Raw genomic sequence first — 21,865 nt, forward strand, 5'->3', positions numbered from 1 at the left:
TCACACAAAGCGTGAGCTGCTGCGGGATTCGGACAGTCGCTCCCTCTACTCTCATTTTGTCTCCGCTACTCAGCGTGATGAATGGGATTGATCTCGCCAAACGACCATTAGTGAAAATTTAACGGAAGCATAATTCTTCAGCTTTGCTGATAACCACCAAGAATGGTTGCGCTCAGTTGGTGTTCGGGGTCCCCATCTGCCGCGCCGAGCAACGCAGGGTTGACGGGAATTTTCGGCCATCGGCTGTCCGAGTTCCGCAACAAGCCACGTNNAAAAGTAACTCGCCTACAGGCGAAAAACGATGTCACCCAAGCCCACAAAACAAAAAATCAGAAGAATGACTTTCTTTGACATTATCTAAGGAATATCAGCCTTAGCAATATTGGCTATGTCGACTCAATATATGTTGGAAACTTCTGCATAATCTGCGCAAACAACGCACTTTCCAGCCAACCGTTTAACCAAGCCCGCAATTGCGGATAAGCACTACCAGCGAACCACCCAGCATCCACAGCCGCAAACTGGCGGATAAACGGAAAAATCGCGACATCTGCCATACTGGCAGAATCACCTAATACAAAGCGATGTTGCTGCAAGGCGGCCTCCAGCAGCTGCAAAAACTGCTCCCCCTGTTGCCGATAAAACACTTGCGGTTGCTCGGGATAACGTTCGGGATATTTGTAGCGGTCCAGGGCTTTTTTAAAGTCACCATCATTGATCGCGATCAGGCGCACTATCGTGTCGCGGTCTGCGTTGAGCCAACCTTGCGGATCACGCTGTGCCAACGCCCACAGCATAATATCCAGGCTTTGCTCCAACACTGTTCCCTCTGTCAGTTGCAATACAGGTACGGTGCCCTTGGGAGAAATCTGCAACAAGTGTGCAGGTTTATCTCGTAGCGACACCTCTCGTACTTCGACCCGCATTTGTGCAGCCCACAATGCCACGCGTGCACGCATGGCGTACGGGCAACGCCGATAGGAGTAAAGGATAGGCAATGCCATTACAGCAGCGCTTTACGGCAATCCTTAATCAGCTGCGGGCCTTTATAGATTAACCCGCTATACAACTGCACCAGGCTGGCGCCCGCAGCCATTTTTTCTTTGGCATCGTCCCCATTCAAAATGCCACCTACACCAATAATCGGCAAACTGCCTTGCAATGTAGACGCCAGGGTTTGAATCACACGTGTAGACCCTGCCTTCACAGGCGCGCCTGACAGGCCTCCAGCTTCTTCCGCATTCGGCAACCCGGCCACAGCATCACGCGCCAGCGTGGTATTGGTCGCGATGACGCCATCCATGCGGTGCTGCATTAGCAGTTCAGCAATTTCCTGCACTTGCTCAGTCGTAAGGTCAGGTGCAATTTTAAGCACCACAGGCACATATTTACCATGCACCTGTGACAGGATTTTTTGCTCGGATTTGAGTGTGGCCAGCAATTGGCCTAGCGCGTCTTTTTCTTGCAAGGCGCGCAGGTTCTTGGTGTTGGGTGAAGAGATATTCACCGTGATATAGCTGGCATGGCTATACACTTTGCGCATGCAGGTCAGGTAATCCTCAGCCGCCCTGTCGTTAGGCGTATCAAAATTCTTACCAATATTGATACCAAGGATGCCTTTAAACTTGCTGGCTTTTACGTTCTGGATGAGCTGATCCACACCCAGGTTATTAAAGCCAAAGCGGTTAATAATGGCCTGAGCCTCAGGCAAACGGAACAAGCGCGGCTTGGGGTTGCCCGGTTGCGCGCGTGGTGTGACGGTGCCTACCTCAATAAAGCCAAACCCCAGCGCAGCCATGCCGTCAATCACGGCAGCATTTTTATCCAGGCCTGCGGCCAGGCCCACCGGGTTAGGAAAAGTCAGCCCCATCACCTGCGTAGGCTGTTCTGGCAAACGGCCAGCAGCCAATGCCAGCAGCCCCAGTTTTTCAGCGCGCTTGAGCGATTGCAAGGTGAGGTCATGTGCCTGCTCTGCATCCAGTTGAAACAGCAGCGGTTTGATTAGCGGGTAAACATTCATCTGTTATTTTCCTGAAAAATCCTCAAGTAAGGCAGCACAAGCTGTATTTCAGCGCTTACTGCCTGCATCACTTTTGCGTTACATCAAAAACCATGTCAACAATAGGGTTCAAAATTATCCTCAGAATCAGTGCTTGCTAATCATGAGCTTACAGGAGGAAACCCAATGAAAATTTTGATTGATTTATTATCTACAGACTATGGCTTGATGAGTTTTATCGTGATTGCCGTTATTTTTGTAGTCATGACCTGGGCGGGCATTTACGTCTACCTCAAGGCGCGCCAACAATAAGCGCCACACGACCACTAGCAGAAACCCCGCTTTCGCGGGGTTTGTCTTGTTTACAGCAGCACTTTTTCAATGCCGCCGTTATTGGCTTTTTGGATGTAATTTTCCATCCAGTTTTCACCCAGCACATGCTTGGCCATTTCCACCACAATGTAGTCGGCCTCAATACCGGTGTCGTCACCGTAACGTGACAAGCCTTGCAAGCAGCTTGGGCAAGAGGTCAAAATCTTGACCGCCTGCTCAGGTGCACCGACGGTCAGGCCCATTTTTTCCATGCCTTTTTCCAGTTCTTCCTGCTTGCGGAATTTCACCTGGGTCGCAATGTCAGGACGTGCCGCTGCAAACGTGCCAGACTCACCGCAGCAACGGTCATTCAGTGCCACATCGGTGCCCATCAGCTTGTTGGTGACTTCCAACGGCTTGTAGGTTTTCATCGGCGAATGGCATGGGTCATGGTACATATAACGTGTACCAGTCACGCCTTGCAAACGCATGTCTTTTTCCATCAGGTATTCATGGATATCAAGCAGACGGCAGCCGGGGAAAATTTTCTCGAACTCGTATTTCTGCAACTGATCCATGCAGGTACCGCAAGACACAATCACGGTCTTGATGTCCAGATAATTCAGTGTATTAGCCACGCGATGGAACAACACACGGTTATCAGCGGTGATCTCCTGGCCTTTATCGTGGTTGCCGGATGCTGTTTGCGGGTAGCCGCAGCACAGATAGCCTGGTGGCAATACGGTAATCGCACCGACCTCGTACAGCATGGCTTGTGTCGCCAGGCCCACGTTAGAGAACAAGCGCTCGGAGCCACAACCCGGGAAGTAGAACACCGCTTCTGAATCTTCAGTCACCTTTTGCGGATTGCGAATGACCGGGATCATGGTGTCGTCTTCCACACCCAACATGGCGCGCGAAGTTTTGGACTGCATTTTCTTCGGCATCGGGCGATTGATAAAGTGAATCACCTGCGCCTTGATTTCAGCCTTGCCCACCGTGGCTGGCGGCGCTTTTTTATCCTTGAGCAAGCCAAACTTCTTGGCCAGGCTATTGGCGATATTAATGGCCTTATAGCCCATGCCGATCATGGTGCCGCGCAAGAATTTAATGGTCGCCGGGTCTTTGGCATTCAGGTACAGCATGCCCGCAGCGGTGCCTGGGTTGAATTTCTTTTTACCCTGCTCACGCAAGAAGTTACGCATCTTGACCGACACATCGCCGAAGTCGATATTGACCGGGCACGGCTTCTCGCAACGGTGGCAAACCGTACAATGGTCGGCCACATCGTTGAACTCGTCAAAATGCTTGAGTGAAATACCGCGACGCGTTTGCTCTTCATACAAGAAGGCTTCGATCAACAGCGAAGTACCCAGAATTTTGTTACGTGGCGAGTACAGCAAGTTGGCGCGTGGCACATGCGTTGAACACACCGGCTTACACTTGCCGCAGCGCAAGCAGTCAGAAATATCATCGGCAATTTCGCCAATGGCAGACTGCTCCATGATGATGGACTCTTGCTCCAGCAAACCAAAGCTAGGCGTATAGGCGTTTTCCAGCCCGGAACCCATCAACAATTTGCCTTTGTTAAAGTGGCCTTTCGGGTCTACCTTGTTTTTATAAGCGGCAAAGGTATCAATGGTGGCCTGGTCCAGGAACTCCATCTTGGTGATACCAATACCGTGCTCACCGGAAATCACACCATTGAGGCCACGTGCCAGATCCATCACACGTGCCACAGCAGCGTGTGCGTCCTGCATCATGCCGTAGTCATCGGAGTTGACTGGGATATTGGTGTGCACGTTACCGTCACCGGCGTGCATATGCAGCGCAATAAACACGCGGCTCTTCAATACGGTTTTCTGGATTTCATCCAGCTTGTCGAGAATTTTCTGGTATTCGCGGCCGGCAAAAATATCTGCCATCGGGCGCTTGAGCTCACGCTTCCAAGACACGCGCAGATCATACGACTGCACGGCACGGAACACGTTGTCATATTGCGTAAATGCTTTGCCAAGCTCACCCAGCACGGCCACAGGCTCATCCAGCGTATTTAACAGTAAACGCCATTTGGCACGCACGTCGCGCAATAATTGCAGCGCAATATTCTGTTTGGATTTCACACCTTCAGGGTCGGCGTTACCGTCTTCGTCCGGCTGCAATGGCAGGTCGCCAGACACAAACGCTTCCAGTGCATCGACCAGGCGCAATTTATTCTGAATCGACAGCTCGATATTAATACGCTCAATACCGTCAGAGTATTCGCCCAGGCGTGGCAATGGAATCACCACATCCTCGTTAATTTTAAAGGCGTTGGTGTGACGCGCAATCGCCGCCGTGCGTGAACGATCAAGCCAGAATTTTTTACGCGCATCTGCCGAAACGGCAATAAAGCCTTCACCGTTACGCGCATTACACATACGCACCACAGCAGACGCCACTTCACCGACGGCATTCTCGTCATCAGAGGCGATATCGCACAACAACACCATTTTCGGGCGTTGCTGACGCGCGGCTTTGGTCGCGTAACCCACGGCTTTCACATACCGCTCGTCCATGTGTTCCAGGCCGGCCATAATTACGGCCGGGTCTTGCTTGGCGGTTGCATCCAGGTAGTCTTTAATCTCGACAATCGCCGGTACCGCATGTGACACATTGCCAAAAAACTCCAGCGCAATGGTACGCACATGCTTGGGCATGCGGTGCAGAATAAAGGTCGCGGAAGTAATCAGGCCATCGCAACCTTCTTTTTGCACGCCAGGCAAACCAGACAGGAACTTGTCAGTTACGTCCTTACCCAAGCCAACCTTACGGAAGCTAGGTCCTGGAATCGCGAGGATTTCTGGCTCAGACAGCAGATTCTTGAAATCAATGTCGTAGCGGCTGATTTTAAAGCGCGCCATCTCGATATCATGAATCTTGCCCAGGTTATGATCCAGACGCTCGACTTCCAACCAGGTGGCGTCAGGCGTCACCATACGCCAGGAGGCGAGGTTATCCAGTGCAGTACCCCATAGCACAGCTTTTTTACCACCAGCGTTCATGGCCACGTTACCGCCGATGCAGCAGGCATCCGCAGAGGTTGGGTCGCAGGCAAACTCCAGCCCAGCCGCAGTGGCTGCGTCCATGGCACGGCGTGTCACCACCCCGGCGCCACACTCAATGGTGGCCACCTGGCGTGAAACACCCGGCAAAGTGCGCATTTGCACGCCAGTGTGCTGATCCAGTTTTTCGGTATTGATGACTGCCGATAACGGTGTCAGCGGCACGGCACCACCGGTATAACCCGTACCACCGCCACGCGGGATAATGGTTAAGCCCAATTCGATACACGCACGTACCAGATAGGAAATCTCGGCTTCAGTATCCGGGTTAATCACCACAAACGGATACTCGACACGCCAGTCAGTCGCGTCGGTCACATGTGACACACGTGCCAGGCCATCAAACTGTACATTGTCTTTGCGCGTAAACTTGGTCAGTTTGGCCAAGGCTTTTTTACGCAAATCAGCCGTTTGCTTGAAATCATCGGCAAATTTTTCAACCGCCTTGGTGGCCGCAGCCACCAGCTTTTGCACTTTATCGTTACCGCCGCTACGCTCATTAATAGCAGAGATACGGTGGTACAAGGCTTCAATCAGCGCCTTGCGACGTTTTGGGTTTTCCAGCAAGTCATCTTGCAGATAAGGGTTACGTGATACCACCCAGATATCGCCCAACACCTCGAACAACATGCGTGCACTACGACCCGTCTTACGCTCTGCACGCAAGGTATTTAAAATCTCCCAGATTTCTTCACCCAGAAACCGAATGACGATTTCGCGGTCAGAGAAGGAGGTATAGTTGTACGGGATTTCGCGTAAACGCGTGAGAGGAGTAGAATTGTGCTTTAACAAATCTGCGTTGACAGGTGCGTTCATTGATAATTTATCAAAAACAAAAGCTAATTATACCACGCCGTATTCGGCACAAACACGGTACAGCCGCCAGGGTTTTTGACTAATCAGGTTTTCAGATGTCTACATTCAAATCTAAGTTTAAAAAATGGGTAGTGCCACTGGTCGCGCTGGCCCTGTTTGCAGGGCTGGCCTTGGCTGTAATGCAAAAACCGCAAGCGCCCGAGGTCACCTTCACCACCCTGAGTGGCGAAAAAATCAGTATGGAATCGTTGCGCGGCAAAACCGTGCTAGTTAATTTCTGGGCCACAGATTGCCCGGGCTGTATCAAGGAAATGCCAGACCTGATCAACACCTACCAGCAATACAAAGACAAAAACCTGGTAGTGATTGCCGTCGCCATGCCTTACGACCCGCCCGCGCAAGTCGCCAATTACACCAAAGAAAAAAACCTGCCTTTTACCGTCATGCATGATGGCTACGGCGAAATGGTGAAAGCTTTTGGCGACGTCAACCTGACGCCCACCACCTTTATTTTTGATGCCCAGGGCAAGCGCCTGCAAAAAACCATAGGCGAACTCAACTTTACCGAGTTACGTCAGCTATTAGACAAGGAAGCCAGCTAAATGCTGTGGGTTAAGGCGTTCCACATTATTTTTGTCACCAGCTGGTTTGCAGGCTTGTTTTACCTGCCGCGCATTTACGTCAATCTGGCCATGGAGCAGGATCCACAGGCACAGGCCAGATTACTGCTGATGGCACACAAGCTTTACCGCTTTATGCAACCATTGATGTTACTGGCGCTGGCTTTTGGCCTATGGCTATGGTTAGGTTATGGCTTCACAGGCGGCTGGCTGCATGCCAAGCTGACACTGGTGATTGCGCTGATCGGCTACCATCATTATTGCGGCAGACTGTTAAAACAATTCCGCGCACAGCAAAACCACCACAGCCACGTCTGGTTCCGCTGGTTTAACGAAGTGCCGGTAATGCTATTGGTTGCCGTGGTTATTCTGGTCGTGACCAAACCGTTCTAAGCGCATGCTGGACGCGCTACTGCAATCCGAATGGCTGATACGCATGCTGGACAAGTCCGGCAAGCAAGCAGCGCACAAACTGCTAGCCTTATTCAACATTCTTGACGACCTGCTGTCCAGTCCGATCGGGCAACAGCCAGCCAACACGACAACAGACATTAACCAGCCTGACAGGCTGCAATACTACCTGACCGCCCAGGCACAACTGGCAGGCGCCAGACTGCCTGACATGTTGGCTAATCAGTTGTATTTTATGGCGCGCAGTGCCTGCCAGGAAAAATTGCTACATCCGCAATCCAGCGCCCTGCAACATGCCAGGCAAGCTGCGCAGGCACTGCTTGATGTGCAAACCAGGCGCGAAATCAACTGGCTAGCCATCCGCAACTATGGCGTGGTCATCGTGACATTATTGTTTGGCGTCATCGGCGGATATTATTGGCACATGCAGGTCACGCCAGTACCCGCGCTGCAAGCAAAAGCGCCAGAATACTCGCCGCCTGCGCACCCCCTGTCACACGAAGCCAGCCCCTCTGAAACCGCTGCCATTTACAGCCGCCTGGAAACCATGAAGCACGGCGATTGCCGCTTGCTGGAAGCGATTCAGCTGCCAGAGCGACTGAAAAGTATATATATCGAAAACATCATCAATGGCCATGTCACCACCAATCGCGATGAGCAAGTGCTGGTCAACCAATTGCTGGACCAGGTGAAATGTAATTACACCCCCAAGCTGATGCTGAACTCCAAATAAAAAAGCCGTCGCAATCACGACGGCTGATCATTCACATTTGCCCAATTACTGGAATAATGTTTTTAGCTGATTCAAACCACCATCGTAAACGCCTTTAATCGTATCAGAAGCCGCTTTTTCGTCAGCCGGCGCTTTTGGCAAGAAATGACCTTCCCACACCACCACAGACTTGCCGTCGCCATTGCTGTGCACACTCACGGTAGAGGCGTATTCATTCACAGGCAACACGCTATCGGTGATTTTGTAAGAATAGCTTTTAGATTTGGCATTGTAGGCCGTCAATGTTTCGTTAATTTTGCCGCCATCCTGCAAGGTTAATACGCGCTTGGCACCGGCATGGTTATTTTTACCAGAGACAATTTCAGTTTTGGCCACTGCCGGATGCCAGGCGCCAAGATCGCCAAAATCAGCGACTTTTTTCCAGACCACCTCGACTGGCTGGTTAAGCTCCACCGACTTGACCACAAACAACGGCTCCGCCGCAAACGCGCTGCCTGCAGCCGCCAATAATGTTGCTAATACCAATGATTGTAGTTGACGCATGATGTTCTCCTGTTGTGATTGATTGTCCATAAAACTATACTATACGGTATAGTATATTTAACACGATAATTAAAACTAAATCAATAGGATTTATTCCTTGCGACTTGGCTTACCTCTATACAAGGCGGTATAGAGTGCTATAATCAAAGCATGAATACTTTAAAGCAAAAGATTCTTCAGGTTTCCACTGACCTGTTTCAGACGCGCGGTATCAATTCCACTGGCGTGGATACGATTGTGGCCGTGGCCGGCACCACCAAAATGACGCTTTACAAGTATTTTGAGACCAAGGAAGAACTGATCCTGGCCGTGTTGCAGCAAAGCCATCAGGACTTTCAAAACTGGATGAATGAAAAACTGGGTGGCCTCGGTGGCAGCCCGAATGAAAAAATCCAGAAACTGTTTGAATTCATTGAAGAATGGGTGACTTCGCCCTCCTTCACCGGTATCGCTTTTATCAAGGCATCGGCAGAATTCCCTAACGAAGAAAACCGCATCCACCAACTGTCTTCACAGCAATCGCGCGAGTTTCGCCAGTTCATCACCAAATTGGCGCAAGACGCCAATATTAAAGATGCCGAAGGCCTGGCGCTGCAACTGTCCATCCTGTTTGAAGGCGCCGTACAGGCAGAACAAATCAAGCGTGGTTCCGGCGCGATCAAATCGGCCAAAAAAGCCGCCAAAACCTTAATCGACATGGCCATCAAACAATCCTGAGCCTCATCAGGCTTTCAGCACTTGCCAGCCGCCTGTCTGGCGGCAATAATAGCCTCACTTTCAATTAAAGACTTTAAGCGGATTCATGAACATTCTTATTTGCGGTTCACTGGCCTACGACACCATCATGGTGTTTCCTGACCAATTTAAAAACCATATTCTGGCGGACAAAATCCACAAACTCAGCGTTGCCTTCTTGGTGCCGGAGATGCGTCGTGAATTTGGCGGTACCGCGGGCAACATCGGCTACAACCTGCAATTGCTTGAAGGCCAGCCACACATCATGGCCACCGTGGGGGATGACTTTGCGCCTTACCAAGTTTGGCTGGAACAAAACAATATTGATCCACGGCATATCACAACAGTGGCGGGCACTTATACCGCGCAGGCGTTTATCACCACCGATATGGATGACAACCAGATCACGGCTTTTCACCCGGGCGCCATGCAGCATGCACACGCCAATAGCGTGAATGATGCGCGGGACATCAAGCTGGCAATCATTGCGCCAGATGGCCGCGATGCCATGTTCCAGCATGCCAAAGAATGCCACGATGCGGGTATTCCATTTATGTTTGACCCTGGCCAGGGCTTGCCAATGTTTAATGGCGAAGAACTGTTGCATTTTATTGAAATGGCCGACTATCTGGCGGTGAACGATTACGAGTCACAAGTCATCCAAGACAAAACAGGGCTATCATTAGAACAACTGGCGGCTAAAGTAAAAGCGCTGATTGTGACCTTGGGTAGTGAAGGCTCACATATTTATGCCGATGGTCAACGCCATGATATTCCATGCGTTAAAGCAGAGTCTTTGGTAGACCCGACTGGCTGTGGCGATGCTTACCGTGCCGGCTTGTTATACGGCATTGTGCGCGGTTGGGACTGGAAGGCTTGTGGCCGCCTGGCATCCACCATGGGTGCCATCAAGATTGGCAGCCGCGGCGGCCAGAACCACCAGCCAAGCAGAACAGAGATTGAAAACATTTATAGCCATGCACTGGTGCAGGATGCGCTCAAAGAAGACCCATCCCTGCGCCAGACTGCCAGCTAAGCAATGTGCATTAGATAATTGATTACATTAAATAGTGAAGTGATGTGTGTAAATACTAGGAGAGAAAAATGACAACACGCGTATTAAAATGGATGGCTGTCGCGGTGATTGCAGGGGTATTGGCGGCATGCGCCAGTTCAAACTCTGGTAATGTGTATTCACGAGACGAAGCGCGTAAAGCACAAACAGTCAAAACCGGCGTGGTGGAAAGTGTACGCTCCGTGAAACTGGAAGGCACCAAGTCACCTGTCGGTACCATTGCCGGTGGCGCCATTGGCGGTATCGCGGGTAGCTCGGTCGGTGGCGGCAAAGGTAGTGCGATTGCTGCCGTGATTGGTGCAGTCGCCGGTGGCCTGGCGGGCTCTGCCGCAGAAGAAGTGGCAACACGTAAAAATGCTTACGAAATCACAGTCAAGCTGGATGGCGGCGGTTTGGTCGCCATTGTGCAAGAGGCTGACGAGCAATTTAACGCGGGTGAGCGTGTGCGTATTGTTGAAAGTGGCGGCACCTCCCGCGTTTCTCACTAAGCGCGGAAATAGTTTCATTTAAAAGAGCGACCATGGGTCGCTCTTTTTTATTTAGCGCGCGCAGTTTAGTCACTGGCGGCGTCACACAACTGTCACACCAACGTCACCAATCGTTCATGTGACACTCCTAATATCTCGCTAAACCTCAACCAAGGAGTTGCGTGATGTTAGAACGCCATCTGCAAGAACACGGCACATACCAGGCAGAAATTCAATCGCCAGCCGACACCACCCGTAAGCCAGCCTCAACCCTGAGCGTGGCACTGGCCACCAGCGCAGAAGAGATCATGGAAGCACAACGCCTGCGCTACCAGGTGTTTGCTGAAGAAATGGGCGCACAAATCAAAGGCCAGCAAGGGCTGGATGTCGATGGCTTTGATGCCTTTTGTGATCATTTACTGGTGCGCGACGATGCGACCCAGCAAGTCGTTGGCACTTACCGTATATTGAACCCGATGCAAGCCATGCTGGCAGGTGGTTACTACTCCGCTGGCGAGTTTGATTTAAGTCGTTTGGCCCCGCTGGCCGATCGTACAGTGGAAGTCGGCCGCGCCTGCGTACACGCTGACTACCGTAGCGGCGGCACCATCACTATGCTCTGGGCAGGCTTGGCCAAATACATGATGGCTCGCCAGTATGAGTACATGATCGGTTGCGCCAGCATCTCCATGCACGACGGTGGCCATACCGCTGCGTCCCTGTTTAACAACTTGCGTGACGACTATTTGTCGCCTGCAGAATACCGCGTGTTCCCGCACAATCCATTGCCGATTGATGCCCTGGATCAATCCCTGACCGTCGCTTGCCCGCCACTGGTCAAAGGCTATTTGCGACTGGGTGCCTATATTTGCGGCGAACCAGCCTGGGACCCTGCTTTTAATACGGCAGATATGCTGGTATTGTTACCCCTGTCTCGAATGAATCCCAGATATGCTGCGCATTTCTTGAAATAACTTGCCACAAACCTCAATGATCGTTCGCGGGTGGCGCATCACCCGCATCACACTGCATGTCCTGACAGGTGTCACCTTAGCCGCCATTGTGTTGCCAGTGTGCAACCGCTGGATGCGGCTCGGCCTGATTCAATGGTGGTGCAAGCGCCTGCTGCACTGTTTTAACCTGCGTGTGACCACCAGCGGCGAATTGCCCGATATCCGCACCCACGGCGTGTTGTTTGTAGCCAACCATATTTCCTGGTCAGATATCCATACCATCAACAGCATCATCCCGGTGCGCTTTGTCGCCAAGCTGGAGATCAGAGACTGGCCGGTATTTGGTTACCTGGTCAGAAAGTCCGGCACCATTTTCATTAACCGTACGCGTAACCGCGATGCGGCGCGTGTGGTGAATATTTGCAGCCATGCGCTCAAATTGAATGACAATCTATGCGTGTTTCCGGAAGGGACTACCACCGAGGGCCTGAGTGTACTGCCGTTTAAAAGCAGCCTGATTCAGGCCGCTATTGAAGCCAACACCAAAATCATCCCGGTAGCGATTCATTATCCATTGCCTGATGGCCAACCGAACCTGGACGTAGCTTACGCTGGCGACACCTCGATCATCGAATCGATGAACGCCTACCTGAAAATGCAGCAACCGACGGTGCACTTGCATTTTGGTACGCCGATTGCAGCCAGCGGACAATCACGACAACAGCTGGCCCAGCAAGCACACGCGCAGATTACCGCAACACTATTTGGTTAAATGGCCGGCTGACCTAGCGCAGCCATTGCACCAGCATCCCCACCACTGCAGACGCAGCAATCACGGCAATCACATTCAGTTTAAAACGCGCCAGCGCCAACCAGGCCACGACGGCCAGGCCGATGGCTAGCCAGTCTATGCCAGGGAACCATGTGCTCTGCAAAAACACATGGTAAGCAAAAAACAGGGCCAGATTTAAAATCACGCCGACCACGGCAGCGGTAATGGCACTCAGTGGTGCCGTGAAGCGTACATTGTCACGTGTATTTTCAATCAGCGGCGCACCGCTAAAAATAAATACAAAACTGGGCAAAAAGGTGAAAAAAGTCACCACTGTCGCCGCCAAAAAACCTGCTAGCAATGGCCCATCTGCGGCCAGCGCCTGATTGAGCCAACCACCAACAAAACCGACAAAGGTCACCACCATGATCAATGGGCCAGGCGTGGTTTCGCCCAGGGCAAGGCCATCCATCATCTGCGCCGGGCTGAGCCAGTGGTAATGATCCACGGCGCCCTGATAAACGTAAGGTAAGACGGCATAGGCACCGCCAAAAGTCAGCAAGGCCGCTTTGCTGAAAAACCAGCCCATTTGCGTCAACGCCCCCTGCCAGCCGAAGTGCCACCACAAGCCAGCCATCACCAGCAGCCAGAGTACCGCCCCCGTGACTGCAATGCGCACCATGCCCAGCCAGCTAAAACGTGCATGTGCCGGTGTGGGCGTGTCATCATCAATCAGGGCACGGCCAAAATGATGCGTGGCTGCACCATGGCCGCCCACGGTAAAGAGTTTGGGAGCCAGATGCCCGCCGATAAAACCCAGGCTTGCCGCGGTCAGCACGATCAAAGGAAACGGCAATTTGAACAGGAAAATCGCCACGAATGCCAAGGCAGAAATCGCCCACATGACGCGATTTTTTAACGCGCGCGTGCCAATGCGATAAGCCGCAAACAATACAATCGCTACCACCGCCGGTTTAATGCCGTATAAAGCACCCGCCACCGTCGGCACGTGACCATAAGCCATATAGACCCAGGCCAGTAACACCAGCATAAAAAACGAAGGCAAGACAAACAGCACGCCGGCGATCACGCCGCCCCAGGTGCGATGCATGAGCCAGCCAATATAGGTGGCCAGCTGCTGTGCCTCTGGCCCAGGCAAGACCATGCAATAATTGAGCGCATGTAAAAAACGTTTTTCAGATATCCAGCGTTTTTGCTCGACCAGGTCATGATGCATGATGGCAATCTGCCCGGCCGGACCGCCAAAACTGATCAGGCCGAGTTTGAGCCAATACCAGAAAGCCTGCCTGAGCGACACTGGTGCAGGTGATGTGTGTTTATCAGTGGAAGAAGTCATATCAGAAGAATGATGTGCGTGCATAAGGCCTCATTTCATAGGGCATTGCTCATGGCTGAGCATGACCCAAGATTTGAGCAGTCCTTGGACGCAGGGCGTCTTGAAGCGGGGAGGCTGCTGAATCCCCAGTGCGCATCATAACATGCTGCGCACGATTGGCCATGACAGCTGTGACAAGTATGATGCCTTTAAACGACATAGGCATCTACGCCCGTTTTTAAAATCAGTAACACTACCACCAGCATAAATACCCTGCGCACCAGCCCGGCACCATGCTTGAGTGCCAGTGCAGTCCCCACCAGGCTACCCGCCACATTGGCCGCTGCCATAACCAGGCCGACCTGCCACCACACATGACCAGTTGCGGCCAGCATCAGCAGTGCGGCAAGATTGGTGGTCGCATTCAGCACTTTCGCCGAGGCGGAGGCATGCAGGAAATCTTGTCCCAGCCAGCGCACCAGCAAAAAAATAAAGAAACTACCGGTGCCTGGCCCGAAAAAACCGTCATACCAACCAATCCCGGCCCCAATCGCCAGGGCCAGCCACAAGCGTGCGCGGGCACTCTGGCCTATCGATGCATGACTCAGGCCAAATTGCGGAGATTTTAAGGTGTAAACCAGCACCAATAACAATACCCAGGGCAGCAATTTGCGCAAGAACTGCGGATCCATCCAGGTCAGCGTCCACGCCCCCAGGCCAGCGCCGGCAAATGCTACCAAAGCTGCGGGGGCCAGCCAGGCCCAATCCAGACGCACGCGATGGCTATAGCGCCAGGCGGCCACGGTGGTGCCAAAAACACTGGAACATTTATTGGTGCCCAGCAATAAGGCAGGCGGCAGTGAGGTATAAGTCGAGAGCAGCGCAGGCACGGTGACCAACCCGCCGCCACCGACCATCGCATCCATGACTCCAGCCAGGAAGGCGGCCGCCACGACCAGCCACAACTCCATCACAGGCGCGCCAACTACTCGCCAACCGTGCCTGCTGGCCGGTCGCGCGAATCTAAGGGCACTTGGGTAAACGCACCTGTTTCCAGCGTATAAGCCGTCAGCTGTCGTCCCCACAAGCAACCGGTATCCAGCGCAATCACGCCCTCGCCCTGATACAAACCAAGCGCTGACCAATGCCCGAACAGGATGGTTTGACTGGCTTGCGCCGATTGCCGCGTAGCGACTTTGAACCAGGGCTGATAGCCAGCCGGAATATCCTGCACCTCGCCTTTGAAGGCAAACTCCATTACCCCAGTGTCATCGAGCAAACGCATGCGCGTCAGGGCATTGGTAATCGCGCGCAAGCGATCAATACCGGTTAAGCCATCATCCCAGGCGGCCGGATGGTTGCCATACATCTGCTGCAAAAAGCTTAAATAATCTGTTGACTGCAACACGGCTTCAACTTCGGCAGCCAGCGCCCTGGCCTCTGGCAAAGTCCATTGCGGATAGAGCCCGGCGTGCAGCATGGCAAAATCATCTTCCAGCACCATCAGCGGCTGCTGGCGTAACCAGCCGAGCAAGGCGGTGCCATCGTCGGCAGAAAATAATGCCGTCAGCGTATCAAAGCGATGCGGTGGCCGGATATGATGTGCCACAGCAATAGCATGCAGGTCATGGTTACCCAGCACCAGCCGCACATGCTCGCGGTGCGTGTATACCCAACGCAACACCTCCAGAGAGCCGGTACCGCGATTAATCAAATCGCCTACCAGCCACAGGCTGTCACGGCCAGGCCGAAAGTCTACCTGCGCCAGTAAATGCATCAGGGAGTGGTAACAACCCTGGATATCACCAATTGCGTATCTCGCCATGGATTCCACTTTGCCAGAAAAACGAATTTACCAATAAAAAAGCCGCTTGAATCAAGCGGCTTCTCACATTCACAGCAATTACTTCTTCAAGCTGGCAGGATCAAACTTTGCACCAGCCTGATTTGCCATATAAGCCACGGCATCTGCCACTTCATGATCACTCAGGTCAGCCGCGCCGCCGCGTGGTGGCATGCTACGAATACCTTCTGTCGCATGTTTTACCAGGGTTTCATAACCTTGCGCAATACGTGGGCCCCAGTCACCGGCGTTACCGATTTTTGGCGCTCCCAATGCCCCTACGCCATGACAGGCCACGCAAGTGCCTTTCACAATTTCTTCACCACTTTTTTCAACGTGAGCGCCAGCAGCTTCAGCCACTTCAATGGTCGCCACCGGCTTGATATTGGCCACCACTTTTTGCTCGACTGCGTCAGTTTCTTCTTTGGAAGGTGCGGCTTTCTCACTGCCAAACACGCCAAACAGGTAAGCCAGTAGCGAGACCAGCAAAGTGAAACCAACAATGGCACCTGGAATCGCAATAATTAACTCTTTAATGCTTGAACCTTGTTTGTAATCCGACATATCCGTATCCCGTTGCGTTAGAAAAAATATCCCCGCGATTATAACGCAGAACGACNNCATGTTGCCATGCCCGGCTGAATGTATACTCAATGACCGATTACTTCTGACGGCGACGCATGGCCGCCATCGCGACCAAACCCAGGCCCAGCATCGCTGCAGAACCTGGCTCAGGCACGGCACTGATACGGAACAAGGAAGTCGTGTTAGAACCTTCGTTGGCAAACGCCAGGAAGATAGAGCCGTCTTTTTCAAAGGCGACCAGACCTTCTGGCGCCAGATCGCCATCAGACACGATCATGTCGATAAAGCTGACCTTGGTCGGGTCAGTAATATCAAACAGCGCAATCGCGCCTTTCAGGGTTCTTTCCAGACCCACCGCAGCAATGGTACGACCACCCAGCGTGAACAAATCTACGCCTTCTGGCTCCACACCTTTGTCACGGCTACGGCCATCATCATAAATACCACGTGCAAACGCTTCTTTATCGAGGATATCGCCACTGTCGTACACCAGGTTGCCATCGGCATCACGGATGCTGAAAGAGCGCGCGCCTGCTGCGTACAGATCGCCTGGAGATGAATCAGTATTCGACACGCGGATATTGGCCAAGTCGCCAGTCGCGCCCAGTGAACTGGCAGCAGAGCGGTCACCGTCATCTTCACGGAAATCACCTTCGTTAGCTGTCACCAGGTAAGTATTGCCAGCCACGTCGTAGGTCGCAATCCCATCAGGCATGTACAAGCCCTTTACGTTAGCGCTGATAAAATTAACGCTGCCATTATTGAGCGGGTCGATACTGTTACCCGGCTGACTGAAGTCTTTCGCGCCCAGGCCCACCACTTTTGTGAAAGAGTTTGTGTTCAGATCCAGAATACCAATCGCGTTGGCTTCTTGCAGCGTGACATAGGCTTTGCTGCCGTCGGCACTGACTGCAATATATTCCGGCTCGAAATCCATACCGGTATTAGTGCGGATATGGCTGCCAGAAGTTGGCACACCGGCCAAAGTGGCCGTCGCAGCCACAGTGCGGCTGGTCACATCAATAATCGTGACGCTACCGACCGGGTCATTGGCAGATGCGCCATAGACGCGTGGTACGCTATTGCCGATACGTGAGCCATAGACATTTGGCGTGCCTTCGTTGGCGACCAGAATTTTGCTGCCATCTGGGGTGAATGTCAGCATGTCTGGCAATGCACCCACGGTGAATGTGTTGGTGCCTGCGGCCAAGCTTCTGCTGGAAGTGTTATACAACTGCACGATACCAGCATTGGTACGTGTATTGTTTTCAATGGCAAATGCAACCATGCCATTGCTAATGCTCACGCTGTTGATGCTGCCATAAGCACTGGTATCAATGCGTTGCAGCAAGCTACCGGTGTTCGCATCCAATACGTCCACCCCTTTTACGCCAGCCACCCACAAAGTGTTGGTGGTCACATCAAAGGCCGGGATTTCAGACAAATAGCCACCACCACTGTGGGCAAATGTCCACTCTTTGCTAATTTGGTACGTTGTTGCCGCTTGTGCCATGCTCATGCTACCGAACAGCAAGCCCATCATTAAAGTCATTTTTTTCATGTGTTTACCCTCTCCTCAAAACTCCAGAGAGCATAGTCACCCAACATGACAAATCCTTGACGCTGGCATGTCAGAAACATGGCAGCGGACTACACGCTACAGTCTGGCATACGCGTAGTTTTGTGGATAAACCACTTTCTCGCGCGCATCAGTCCAGATAATGTCGCAATTATCGTCATCCATATGCACCATGCGGCCATTGCGGTCGACACAATACTCGCCGCACACAATGCGGTCTTCAATCGCATAACCCTGGGCAATACGCGTGTAATCAAACAAAATCGAGCGAATCACCGTGCTGTCGCGCTGGATATGGCAACCAGCGTTAATCCAGGTCGGGCCGACAATCCGGGTGTTTTTATCAATGCGCGAACCGGAGCCGATATACACCGGCCCCTCAATCTGTGTGTGTTCCCAATCAATATGCACATTCAGCCCTACCCACACACCAGGTTTGACCTGCTTGCCCGGAATCGGCATCGACGGGAAAAAACCCTGCATCATTTGCTGCATCACCAGCCAATAATCGCTCACCACGCCAATATCAATCCAGTTAAACGGATGCTGGATCGCGTAAAACGGCAGGCCGCGCTGCACCAACAAAGGAAACAAATCCGAGCCAATATCAAATTCGCTGCCCGAAGGAATCAGGTCTAATACTTCAGGTTCGAAAATGTAAATCCCGGTACTCGCCCAGTTGGAGCGCGCCTCTAACTGGCTAGGCTTCTCCTGAAAAGAAATGATACGGCCTTCATGATTAGTCACCACCACACCATAGCCAGACACCTTATCCATAGGCACCTGCATGGTCACCAGGCTCGCCAGCGCGCCTTTTTCCTTGTGCTCTTTCACCGCCCGCGTAATGTCCAGGTCAATAATCGCATCACCGCACAACACAATCGTCGTATCGTCAAAAAAACCACTAAAATCCTGGATCTTACGCATGCCCCCGGCAGAGCCCACCGCATGTGGCACGATCTTGCCGTCGACAATATCGCCCTCAAACGAATAGCCAATATTCACGCCAAAGCGATGACCATCTTCAAAATAATCCTGAATTTTCTGGTGCAGGTAACTCACATTCACCATGATATCGGCCACGCCATGCATGGCCAGATGCTCAATCAAATACGCCATCACCGGCTTACCCAACACCGGGATCATCGGCTTAGGCAATTCATACGTCAGCGGCCGGACACGTGTGCCCTTACCCGCGGCCAAAATCATGGCTTTCATAGTGCAATACCCTTAAACAATCTTAATATTTCCTAAGGCAAGCATAGTCCCGCACTATGACAATATTATTTCAGCCGCGCAGCGGTGCGCAGCAAGCAAGAAGAGAAAATAGACGGCACGCGCCAAGCCAGCGCGACTTATTTGCTATAATGGCAGGATTGCGCCCGTAGCTCAGCTGGATAGAGTATTGGTTTCCGAAGCCAAGGGTCGTGGGTTCGACTCCCGCCGGGCGCACCAGTAATAAAAGCAAAGCCAAGATAGTGATTACTAACTTGGCTTTTTTAACAGCTGAAAATATTCAAGACTAGCGGACTTTTAATCCGTTTGGCGTGGGTTCGATCCCAGCACACCTTACCAAAATATAAAAGACGGATTGCAGACATGTGAGCCGTTTTCTTTTCTCGATACTGAACAGCATTTTAGACTTCAGCATTTCGTTATTTCTGCAGTTTTCAAGTTGACCATCTTCAAGCTGGTTCCGAAACGCACACCATCTGTTGCCCCAAGTCTAGTCATAATAGGCTGGTTGATACGACGTTAATCTCGATGGCGTTCGTTGGCCGTTATGTTGGCTTGGCGTGTGTCTTGAGATTTATACTGGCGGGAATGACTAGTGTTAATATCAGGCTCGACATGAGGGAATTAAAGTGAATCAAGTAAGCTCAATGACTCCTAAAGTTTATGATCAACAAACTTTATGTCTTTATTGCCGTGAGCTATTTGATGAGAAAAAGCACCCTCAACCCTTCAGTGATGAGCATATTGTTCCAGAAGGTATTGGAGGTACTCATGTACTTCCAAATGCTGTATGTCCCAGTTGTCGAACACTTACCAGTAATACGTACGAGGTTAGAACAATAAGGAGTACATTCCAGATCCCTCGCATTATTCTGGGGGTGCGCCGCAAAAAACAAAGACAGCGAAATAAAAAAAGAGGGTCGCCTTCTTTGCCGATGGTTGCATTAGGTAACAATACTGTTTCAATAGCTGAACCAGACTTAACTGTGACCGGTCGCGATTTTCCTCAGTTATTTCACTTACCTAAATTTGATCGAGCGGGCTTTTATACTGGTATTCCTAACGACGATATTTGTACCTCATTTCGAGTGGTTTTAGTTGATCTTGGGGTAACTAATAAACTGCCTGCCGGAGGAGTTACTGTTTCTATCAAAATAGATTTCTTTGAGTTTGCGATGACACTTATCAAGATGGCATACAGTTATGCATTGGCAAATAATCTGCATTTACAAACTGATATTAACGATATCAGAGATTTGATTTTCGGAAATAGAACTGATGTATTTAACTTTTTTGGTTCATTTGAGAGCGACTCTGACAAAACAAGTGAATTACACACTCTTTCACATTCTGTTCTTAAAGGCTTAGTCATAGTTAAACTCCACCTATTCTCTGCTTATACTAAACAGTCGTATATGGTTGTTATAGGCAAGAGTAATCAGGGCCCCATTTCAGTCTCAGGCTCTTCAAAAATGAAATTGCCAGCCTTTAGTGGAAATCGGATTGCACTAGTCGATAATGCAGTCAAGTTGAATACTAATTATGACAATACTCATGTTAGAAATCCAAATGAGATGTTTAGAGCTAACGAAATAATCAGCGATAAAATGCTTTTGCCTAAGAAAAACCGGATTCTAAGTTATAAGTGAATCTTATGACTGAAAGACGATAATATAAATTTAGATCGTTAGCTGTTATGTGACTTGATGTGAAAGTATGGCTTTAATCAGGCTGGTGCGAGTAAGCTAGTGTTACTGTTATGTTTGTTATTAAAACCACATTTCTTGATCCTAATGGCTGAAACTAGAGATACAAAACCACTTTTTTATAAAACAGAGCATGGCTATCAAAAGCCTATTGTTAACGTTGAGCGATTAAAAGAGATGGTGCATAAGGATTTAAAGAAGTTTGCGGACGAATATCTCGATGGTGACTTAGAGGGTGGTGAGCAATATTTAGTTGCTGTAACCCTTCTAGAGAGATATTTTGGTTTTAAATGGATTGAGAAACATATATTAGACGAGCCCCCAAATGGTTTTTTTGGGAGAGGAGTTGCGGATGAAATCAATGATGGCATTGTTATGCGTAAAGTCATTAATTTAGCTGAGTTCCTTATCAATTTAGCACCCCAAAAGAATATTGATACTATTCTTCATATGATTGCTTCGGGTGAGATTGAGTCTAATTATGCAGAGTTAGAGGTTGCAAAGTTCTTAATGACAAGAAATGTAAGCTTCCATTTTGTTACTCCAACCGTTAAGGGTGAAAGCTTTGACTTGTTAATTGATGCTCCATTCGCATCACAAGTATGTGCAGATACTAAATGCAAGTTAGAGGCAGGGGAGTTTTCCGCTAAAGGAATATTGCATAGTTTAAAACAAGCGACAAAACGAAACCTTCCAAAGGATAGGCCGGGCACTATTTTTCTTAAGATTCCTCAAGAATGGCAATCGTCGTCAAGTATCTGGGCAGAAACTCAAGATGTTTGTAGAGAGTTTCTCAAGCAACATTTAAGATTGGTTAGCATCACTATATTTGCTTCGCATATGCTACCCGTAGGGGATTTTTTGAGGTTTTGGTTTACTGGCGTAGAAATTACCAGTCATATTCATAGGTTTAACACTAATTTAAATTGGAAGTTCTTCGATGGTGGAAGTCCACAAAATAGTACTCCTGCATCTTGGATAACGCTTGAAGATATTCTCAAGTATCAACCGACTGACTAATTTCATTTTTCAAACATAAG

The 21,865-nt window shown here is 50.6% G+C and carries 21 protein-coding genes and 1 tRNA gene; 12 read left to right on the top strand and 10 right to left on the bottom strand.

Annotated features, from left to right (window positions below; translation table 11 throughout):
• Nucleotides 1-386: 386 nt before the first annotated feature.
• Nucleotides 387-1,004, bottom strand: a complete 618-nt coding sequence (locus B3355_RS05160) for a glutathione S-transferase (protein ID WP_292780996.1) — start codon at nt 1,002-1,004, stop codon at nt 387-389.
• Entirely contained in the window at nt 1,004-2,020 is a 1,017-nt protein-coding gene (locus tag B3355_RS05165) for a quinone-dependent dihydroorotate dehydrogenase (protein WP_292781000.1), read from the bottom strand. The genes B3355_RS05160 and B3355_RS05165 overlap by 1 nt, the downstream gene beginning before the upstream one ends.
• A gap of 165 nt (nt 2,021-2,185) precedes the next feature.
• Between B3355_RS05165 and B3355_RS05170 the strand changes: the two genes are divergently transcribed.
• Complete coding sequence (locus B3355_RS05170) at nt 2,186-2,311, top strand: DUF3149 domain-containing protein (protein ID WP_019883169.1); 126 nt, start codon at nt 2,186-2,188, stop codon at nt 2,309-2,311.
• A 50-nt stretch (nt 2,312-2,361) separates the two neighbouring features.
• On the opposite strand, the gene B3355_RS05175 is transcribed toward B3355_RS05170, so the two are convergent.
• A complete protein-coding gene (locus tag B3355_RS05175) occupies nt 2,362-6,231 on the bottom strand; it encodes a DUF3683 domain-containing protein (protein ID WP_047516769.1) in 3,870 nt (1,289 codons plus the stop codon).
• A gap of 95 nt (nt 6,232-6,326) precedes the next feature.
• Between B3355_RS05175 and B3355_RS05180 the strand changes: the two genes are divergently transcribed.
• From B3355_RS05180 to B3355_RS05190, 3 genes are read left to right on the top strand one after another with little or no spacing between them, the layout of a single operon-like run.
• Nucleotides 6,327-6,833 (top strand): TlpA disulfide reductase family protein, encoded by a 507-nt coding sequence (locus tag B3355_RS05180; RefSeq protein WP_047516766.1) that lies wholly within the window; start codon nt 6,327-6,329, stop codon nt 6,831-6,833.
• Nucleotides 6,834-7,244 (top strand): CopD family protein, encoded by a 411-nt coding sequence (locus B3355_RS05185; protein ID WP_292781007.1) that lies wholly within the window; start codon nt 6,834-6,836, stop codon nt 7,242-7,244.
• 4 nt (nt 7,245-7,248) lie between these two features.
• The gene (locus tag B3355_RS05190) at nt 7,249-7,995 is read left to right on the top strand and encodes a hypothetical protein (protein ID WP_292781009.1); all 747 of its coding nucleotides are present in this window, start codon (nt 7,249-7,251) and stop codon (nt 7,993-7,995) included.
• 45 nt (nt 7,996-8,040) lie between these two features.
• On the opposite strand, the gene B3355_RS05195 is transcribed toward B3355_RS05190, so the two are convergent.
• The gene (locus tag B3355_RS05195; protein WP_292781012.1) at nt 8,041-8,538 is read right to left on the bottom strand and encodes an SRPBCC family protein; all 498 of its coding nucleotides are present in this window, start codon (nt 8,536-8,538) and stop codon (nt 8,041-8,043) included.
• Between the two features lie 150 nt (nt 8,539-8,688).
• Here B3355_RS05195 and B3355_RS05200 point away from each other — a divergent pair, with 150 nt between their 5' ends.
• From B3355_RS05200 to B3355_RS05220, 5 genes are all read left to right on the top strand, one after another.
• A complete protein-coding gene (locus B3355_RS05200; RefSeq protein WP_019883175.1) occupies nt 8,689-9,255 on the top strand; it encodes a TetR/AcrR family transcriptional regulator in 567 nt (188 codons plus the stop codon).
• Between the two features lie 85 nt (nt 9,256-9,340).
• Nucleotides 9,341-10,309 carry a carbohydrate kinase family protein gene (locus B3355_RS05205; protein WP_292781015.1) on the top strand — a complete coding sequence of 323 codons (969 nt, stop codon included), beginning with the start codon at nt 9,341-9,343 and terminating at the stop codon, nt 10,307-10,309.
• Nucleotides 10,310-10,377: 68 nt separating this feature from the next.
• The gene (locus B3355_RS05210; RefSeq protein ID WP_292781018.1) at nt 10,378-10,836 is read left to right on the top strand and encodes a glycine zipper 2TM domain-containing protein; all 459 of its coding nucleotides are present in this window, start codon (nt 10,378-10,380) and stop codon (nt 10,834-10,836) included.
• 164 nt (nt 10,837-11,000) lie between these two features.
• Entirely contained in the window at nt 11,001-11,789 is a 789-nt protein-coding gene (locus B3355_RS05215; protein ID WP_019883179.1) for a GNAT family N-acetyltransferase, read from the top strand.
• Nucleotides 11,790-11,805: 16 nt separating this feature from the next.
• Nucleotides 11,806-12,540 (top strand): lysophospholipid acyltransferase family protein, encoded by a 735-nt coding sequence (locus B3355_RS05220; protein WP_292781022.1) that lies wholly within the window; start codon nt 11,806-11,808, stop codon nt 12,538-12,540.
• A gap of 13 nt (nt 12,541-12,553) precedes the next feature.
• On the opposite strand, the gene chrA is transcribed toward B3355_RS05220, so the two are convergent.
• The 6 genes from chrA to B3355_RS05250 form a co-directional block, all read right to left on the bottom strand.
• Nucleotides 12,554-13,921: a chromate efflux transporter gene (gene chrA, locus B3355_RS05225; RefSeq protein WP_292781025.1), complete on the bottom strand. Its 1,368-nt coding sequence runs from the start codon at nt 13,919-13,921 to the stop codon at nt 12,554-12,556.
• A gap of 164 nt (nt 13,922-14,085) precedes the next feature.
• The gene (locus tag B3355_RS05230) at nt 14,086-14,847 is read right to left on the bottom strand and encodes a sulfite exporter TauE/SafE family protein (protein ID WP_292781028.1); all 762 of its coding nucleotides are present in this window, start codon (nt 14,845-14,847) and stop codon (nt 14,086-14,088) included.
• A 14-nt stretch (nt 14,848-14,861) separates the two neighbouring features.
• Nucleotides 14,862-15,701 (bottom strand): symmetrical bis(5'-nucleosyl)-tetraphosphatase, encoded by an 840-nt coding sequence (locus tag B3355_RS05235; protein WP_292781031.1) that lies wholly within the window; start codon nt 15,699-15,701, stop codon nt 14,862-14,864.
• Nucleotides 15,702-15,779: 78 nt separating this feature from the next.
• Nucleotides 15,780-16,283, bottom strand: coding sequence for a c-type cytochrome (locus B3355_RS05240; protein WP_019883185.1), 504 nt, complete (start codon nt 16,281-16,283; stop codon nt 15,780-15,782).
• Nucleotides 16,284-16,380: 97 nt separating this feature from the next.
• Nucleotides 16,381-17,865 (bottom strand): choice-of-anchor I family protein, encoded by a 1,485-nt coding sequence (locus B3355_RS05245; RefSeq protein ID WP_292781035.1) that lies wholly within the window; start codon nt 17,863-17,865, stop codon nt 16,381-16,383.
• A 96-nt stretch (nt 17,866-17,961) separates the two neighbouring features.
• The gene (locus B3355_RS05250) at nt 17,962-19,101 is read right to left on the bottom strand and encodes an NDP-sugar synthase (protein WP_292781037.1); all 1,140 of its coding nucleotides are present in this window, start codon (nt 19,099-19,101) and stop codon (nt 17,962-17,964) included.
• 160 nt (nt 19,102-19,261) lie between these two features.
• On the opposite strand from B3355_RS05250, the gene B3355_RS05255 reads away from it, so the two are divergent.
• The 3 genes from B3355_RS05255 (at nt 19,262) to B3355_RS05265 (ending at nt 21,845) form a co-directional block, all read left to right on the top strand.
• Nucleotides 19,262-19,338, top strand: a tRNA-Arg gene (locus B3355_RS05255).
• 410 nt (nt 19,339-19,748) lie between these two features.
• The gene (locus tag B3355_RS05260; protein ID WP_292781040.1) at nt 19,749-20,768 is read left to right on the top strand and encodes a hypothetical protein; all 1,020 of its coding nucleotides are present in this window, start codon (nt 19,749-19,751) and stop codon (nt 20,766-20,768) included.
• Between the two features lie 144 nt (nt 20,769-20,912).
• Nucleotides 20,913-21,845 carry a hypothetical protein gene (locus B3355_RS05265; protein ID WP_292781043.1) on the top strand — a complete coding sequence of 311 codons (933 nt, stop codon included), beginning with the start codon at nt 20,913-20,915 and terminating at the stop codon, nt 21,843-21,845.
• Nucleotides 21,846-21,865 lie beyond the last annotated feature (20 nt).

The organism is Methylophilus sp. UBA6697, assembly GCF_002454655.1.
Taxonomy (GTDB): domain Bacteria; phylum Pseudomonadota; class Gammaproteobacteria; order Burkholderiales; family Methylophilaceae; genus Methylophilus.

Bases quoted from the DNA above. Each gene is read 5' to 3' on its own strand.
- chrA (WP_292781025.1), bottom strand. From the start codon at position 13,921: ATGCACGCACATCATTCTTCTGATATGACTTCTTCCACTGATAAACAC.
- B3355_RS05190 (WP_292781009.1), top strand. From the start codon at position 7,249: ATGCTGGACGCGCTACTGCAATCCGAATGGCTGATACGCATGCTGGAC.
- B3355_RS05230 (WP_292781028.1), bottom strand. From the start codon at position 14,847: ATGGAGTTGTGGCTGGTCGTGGCGGCCGCCTTCCTGGCTGGAGTCATG.
- B3355_RS05180 (WP_047516766.1), top strand. From the start codon at position 6,327: ATGTCTACATTCAAATCTAAGTTTAAAAAATGGGTAGTGCCACTGGTC.
- B3355_RS05175 (WP_047516769.1), bottom strand. From the start codon at position 6,231: ATGAACGCACCTGTCAACGCAGATTTGTTAAAGCACAATTCTACTCCT.
- B3355_RS05170 (WP_019883169.1), top strand. From the start codon at position 2,186: ATGAAAATTTTGATTGATTTATTATCTACAGACTATGGCTTGATGAGT.
- B3355_RS05200 (WP_019883175.1), top strand. From the start codon at position 8,689: ATGAATACTTTAAAGCAAAAGATTCTTCAGGTTTCCACTGACCTGTTT.
- B3355_RS05205 (WP_292781015.1), top strand. From the start codon at position 9,341: ATGAACATTCTTATTTGCGGTTCACTGGCCTACGACACCATCATGGTG.
- B3355_RS05215 (WP_019883179.1), top strand. From the start codon at position 11,001: ATGTTAGAACGCCATCTGCAAGAACACGGCACATACCAGGCAGAAATT.
- B3355_RS05160 (WP_292780996.1), bottom strand. From the start codon at position 1,004: ATGGCATTGCCTATCCTTTACTCCTATCGGCGTTGCCCGTACGCCATG.
- B3355_RS05195 (WP_292781012.1), bottom strand. From the start codon at position 8,538: ATGCGTCAACTACAATCATTGGTATTAGCAACATTATTGGCGGCTGCA.
- B3355_RS05165 (WP_292781000.1), bottom strand. From the start codon at position 2,020: ATGAATGTTTACCCGCTAATCAAACCGCTGCTGTTTCAACTGGATGCA.
- B3355_RS05265 (WP_292781043.1), top strand. From the start codon at position 20,913: ATGGCTGAAACTAGAGATACAAAACCACTTTTTTATAAAACAGAGCAT.
- B3355_RS05220 (WP_292781022.1), top strand. From the start codon at position 11,806: ATGATCGTTCGCGGGTGGCGCATCACCCGCATCACACTGCATGTCCTG.
- B3355_RS05240 (WP_019883185.1), bottom strand. From the start codon at position 16,283: ATGTCGGATTACAAACAAGGTTCAAGCATTAAAGAGTTAATTATTGCG.
- B3355_RS05210 (WP_292781018.1), top strand. From the start codon at position 10,378: ATGACAACACGCGTATTAAAATGGATGGCTGTCGCGGTGATTGCAGGG.
- B3355_RS05235 (WP_292781031.1), bottom strand. From the start codon at position 15,701: ATGGCGAGATACGCAATTGGTGATATCCAGGGTTGTTACCACTCCCTG.
- B3355_RS05245 (WP_292781035.1), bottom strand. From the start codon at position 17,865: ATGAAAAAAATGACTTTAATGATGGGCTTGCTGTTCGGTAGCATGAGC.
- B3355_RS05250 (WP_292781037.1), bottom strand. From the start codon at position 19,101: ATGAAAGCCATGATTTTGGCCGCGGGTAAGGGCACACGTGTCCGGCCG.
- B3355_RS05185 (WP_292781007.1), top strand. From the start codon at position 6,834: ATGCTGTGGGTTAAGGCGTTCCACATTATTTTTGTCACCAGCTGGTTT.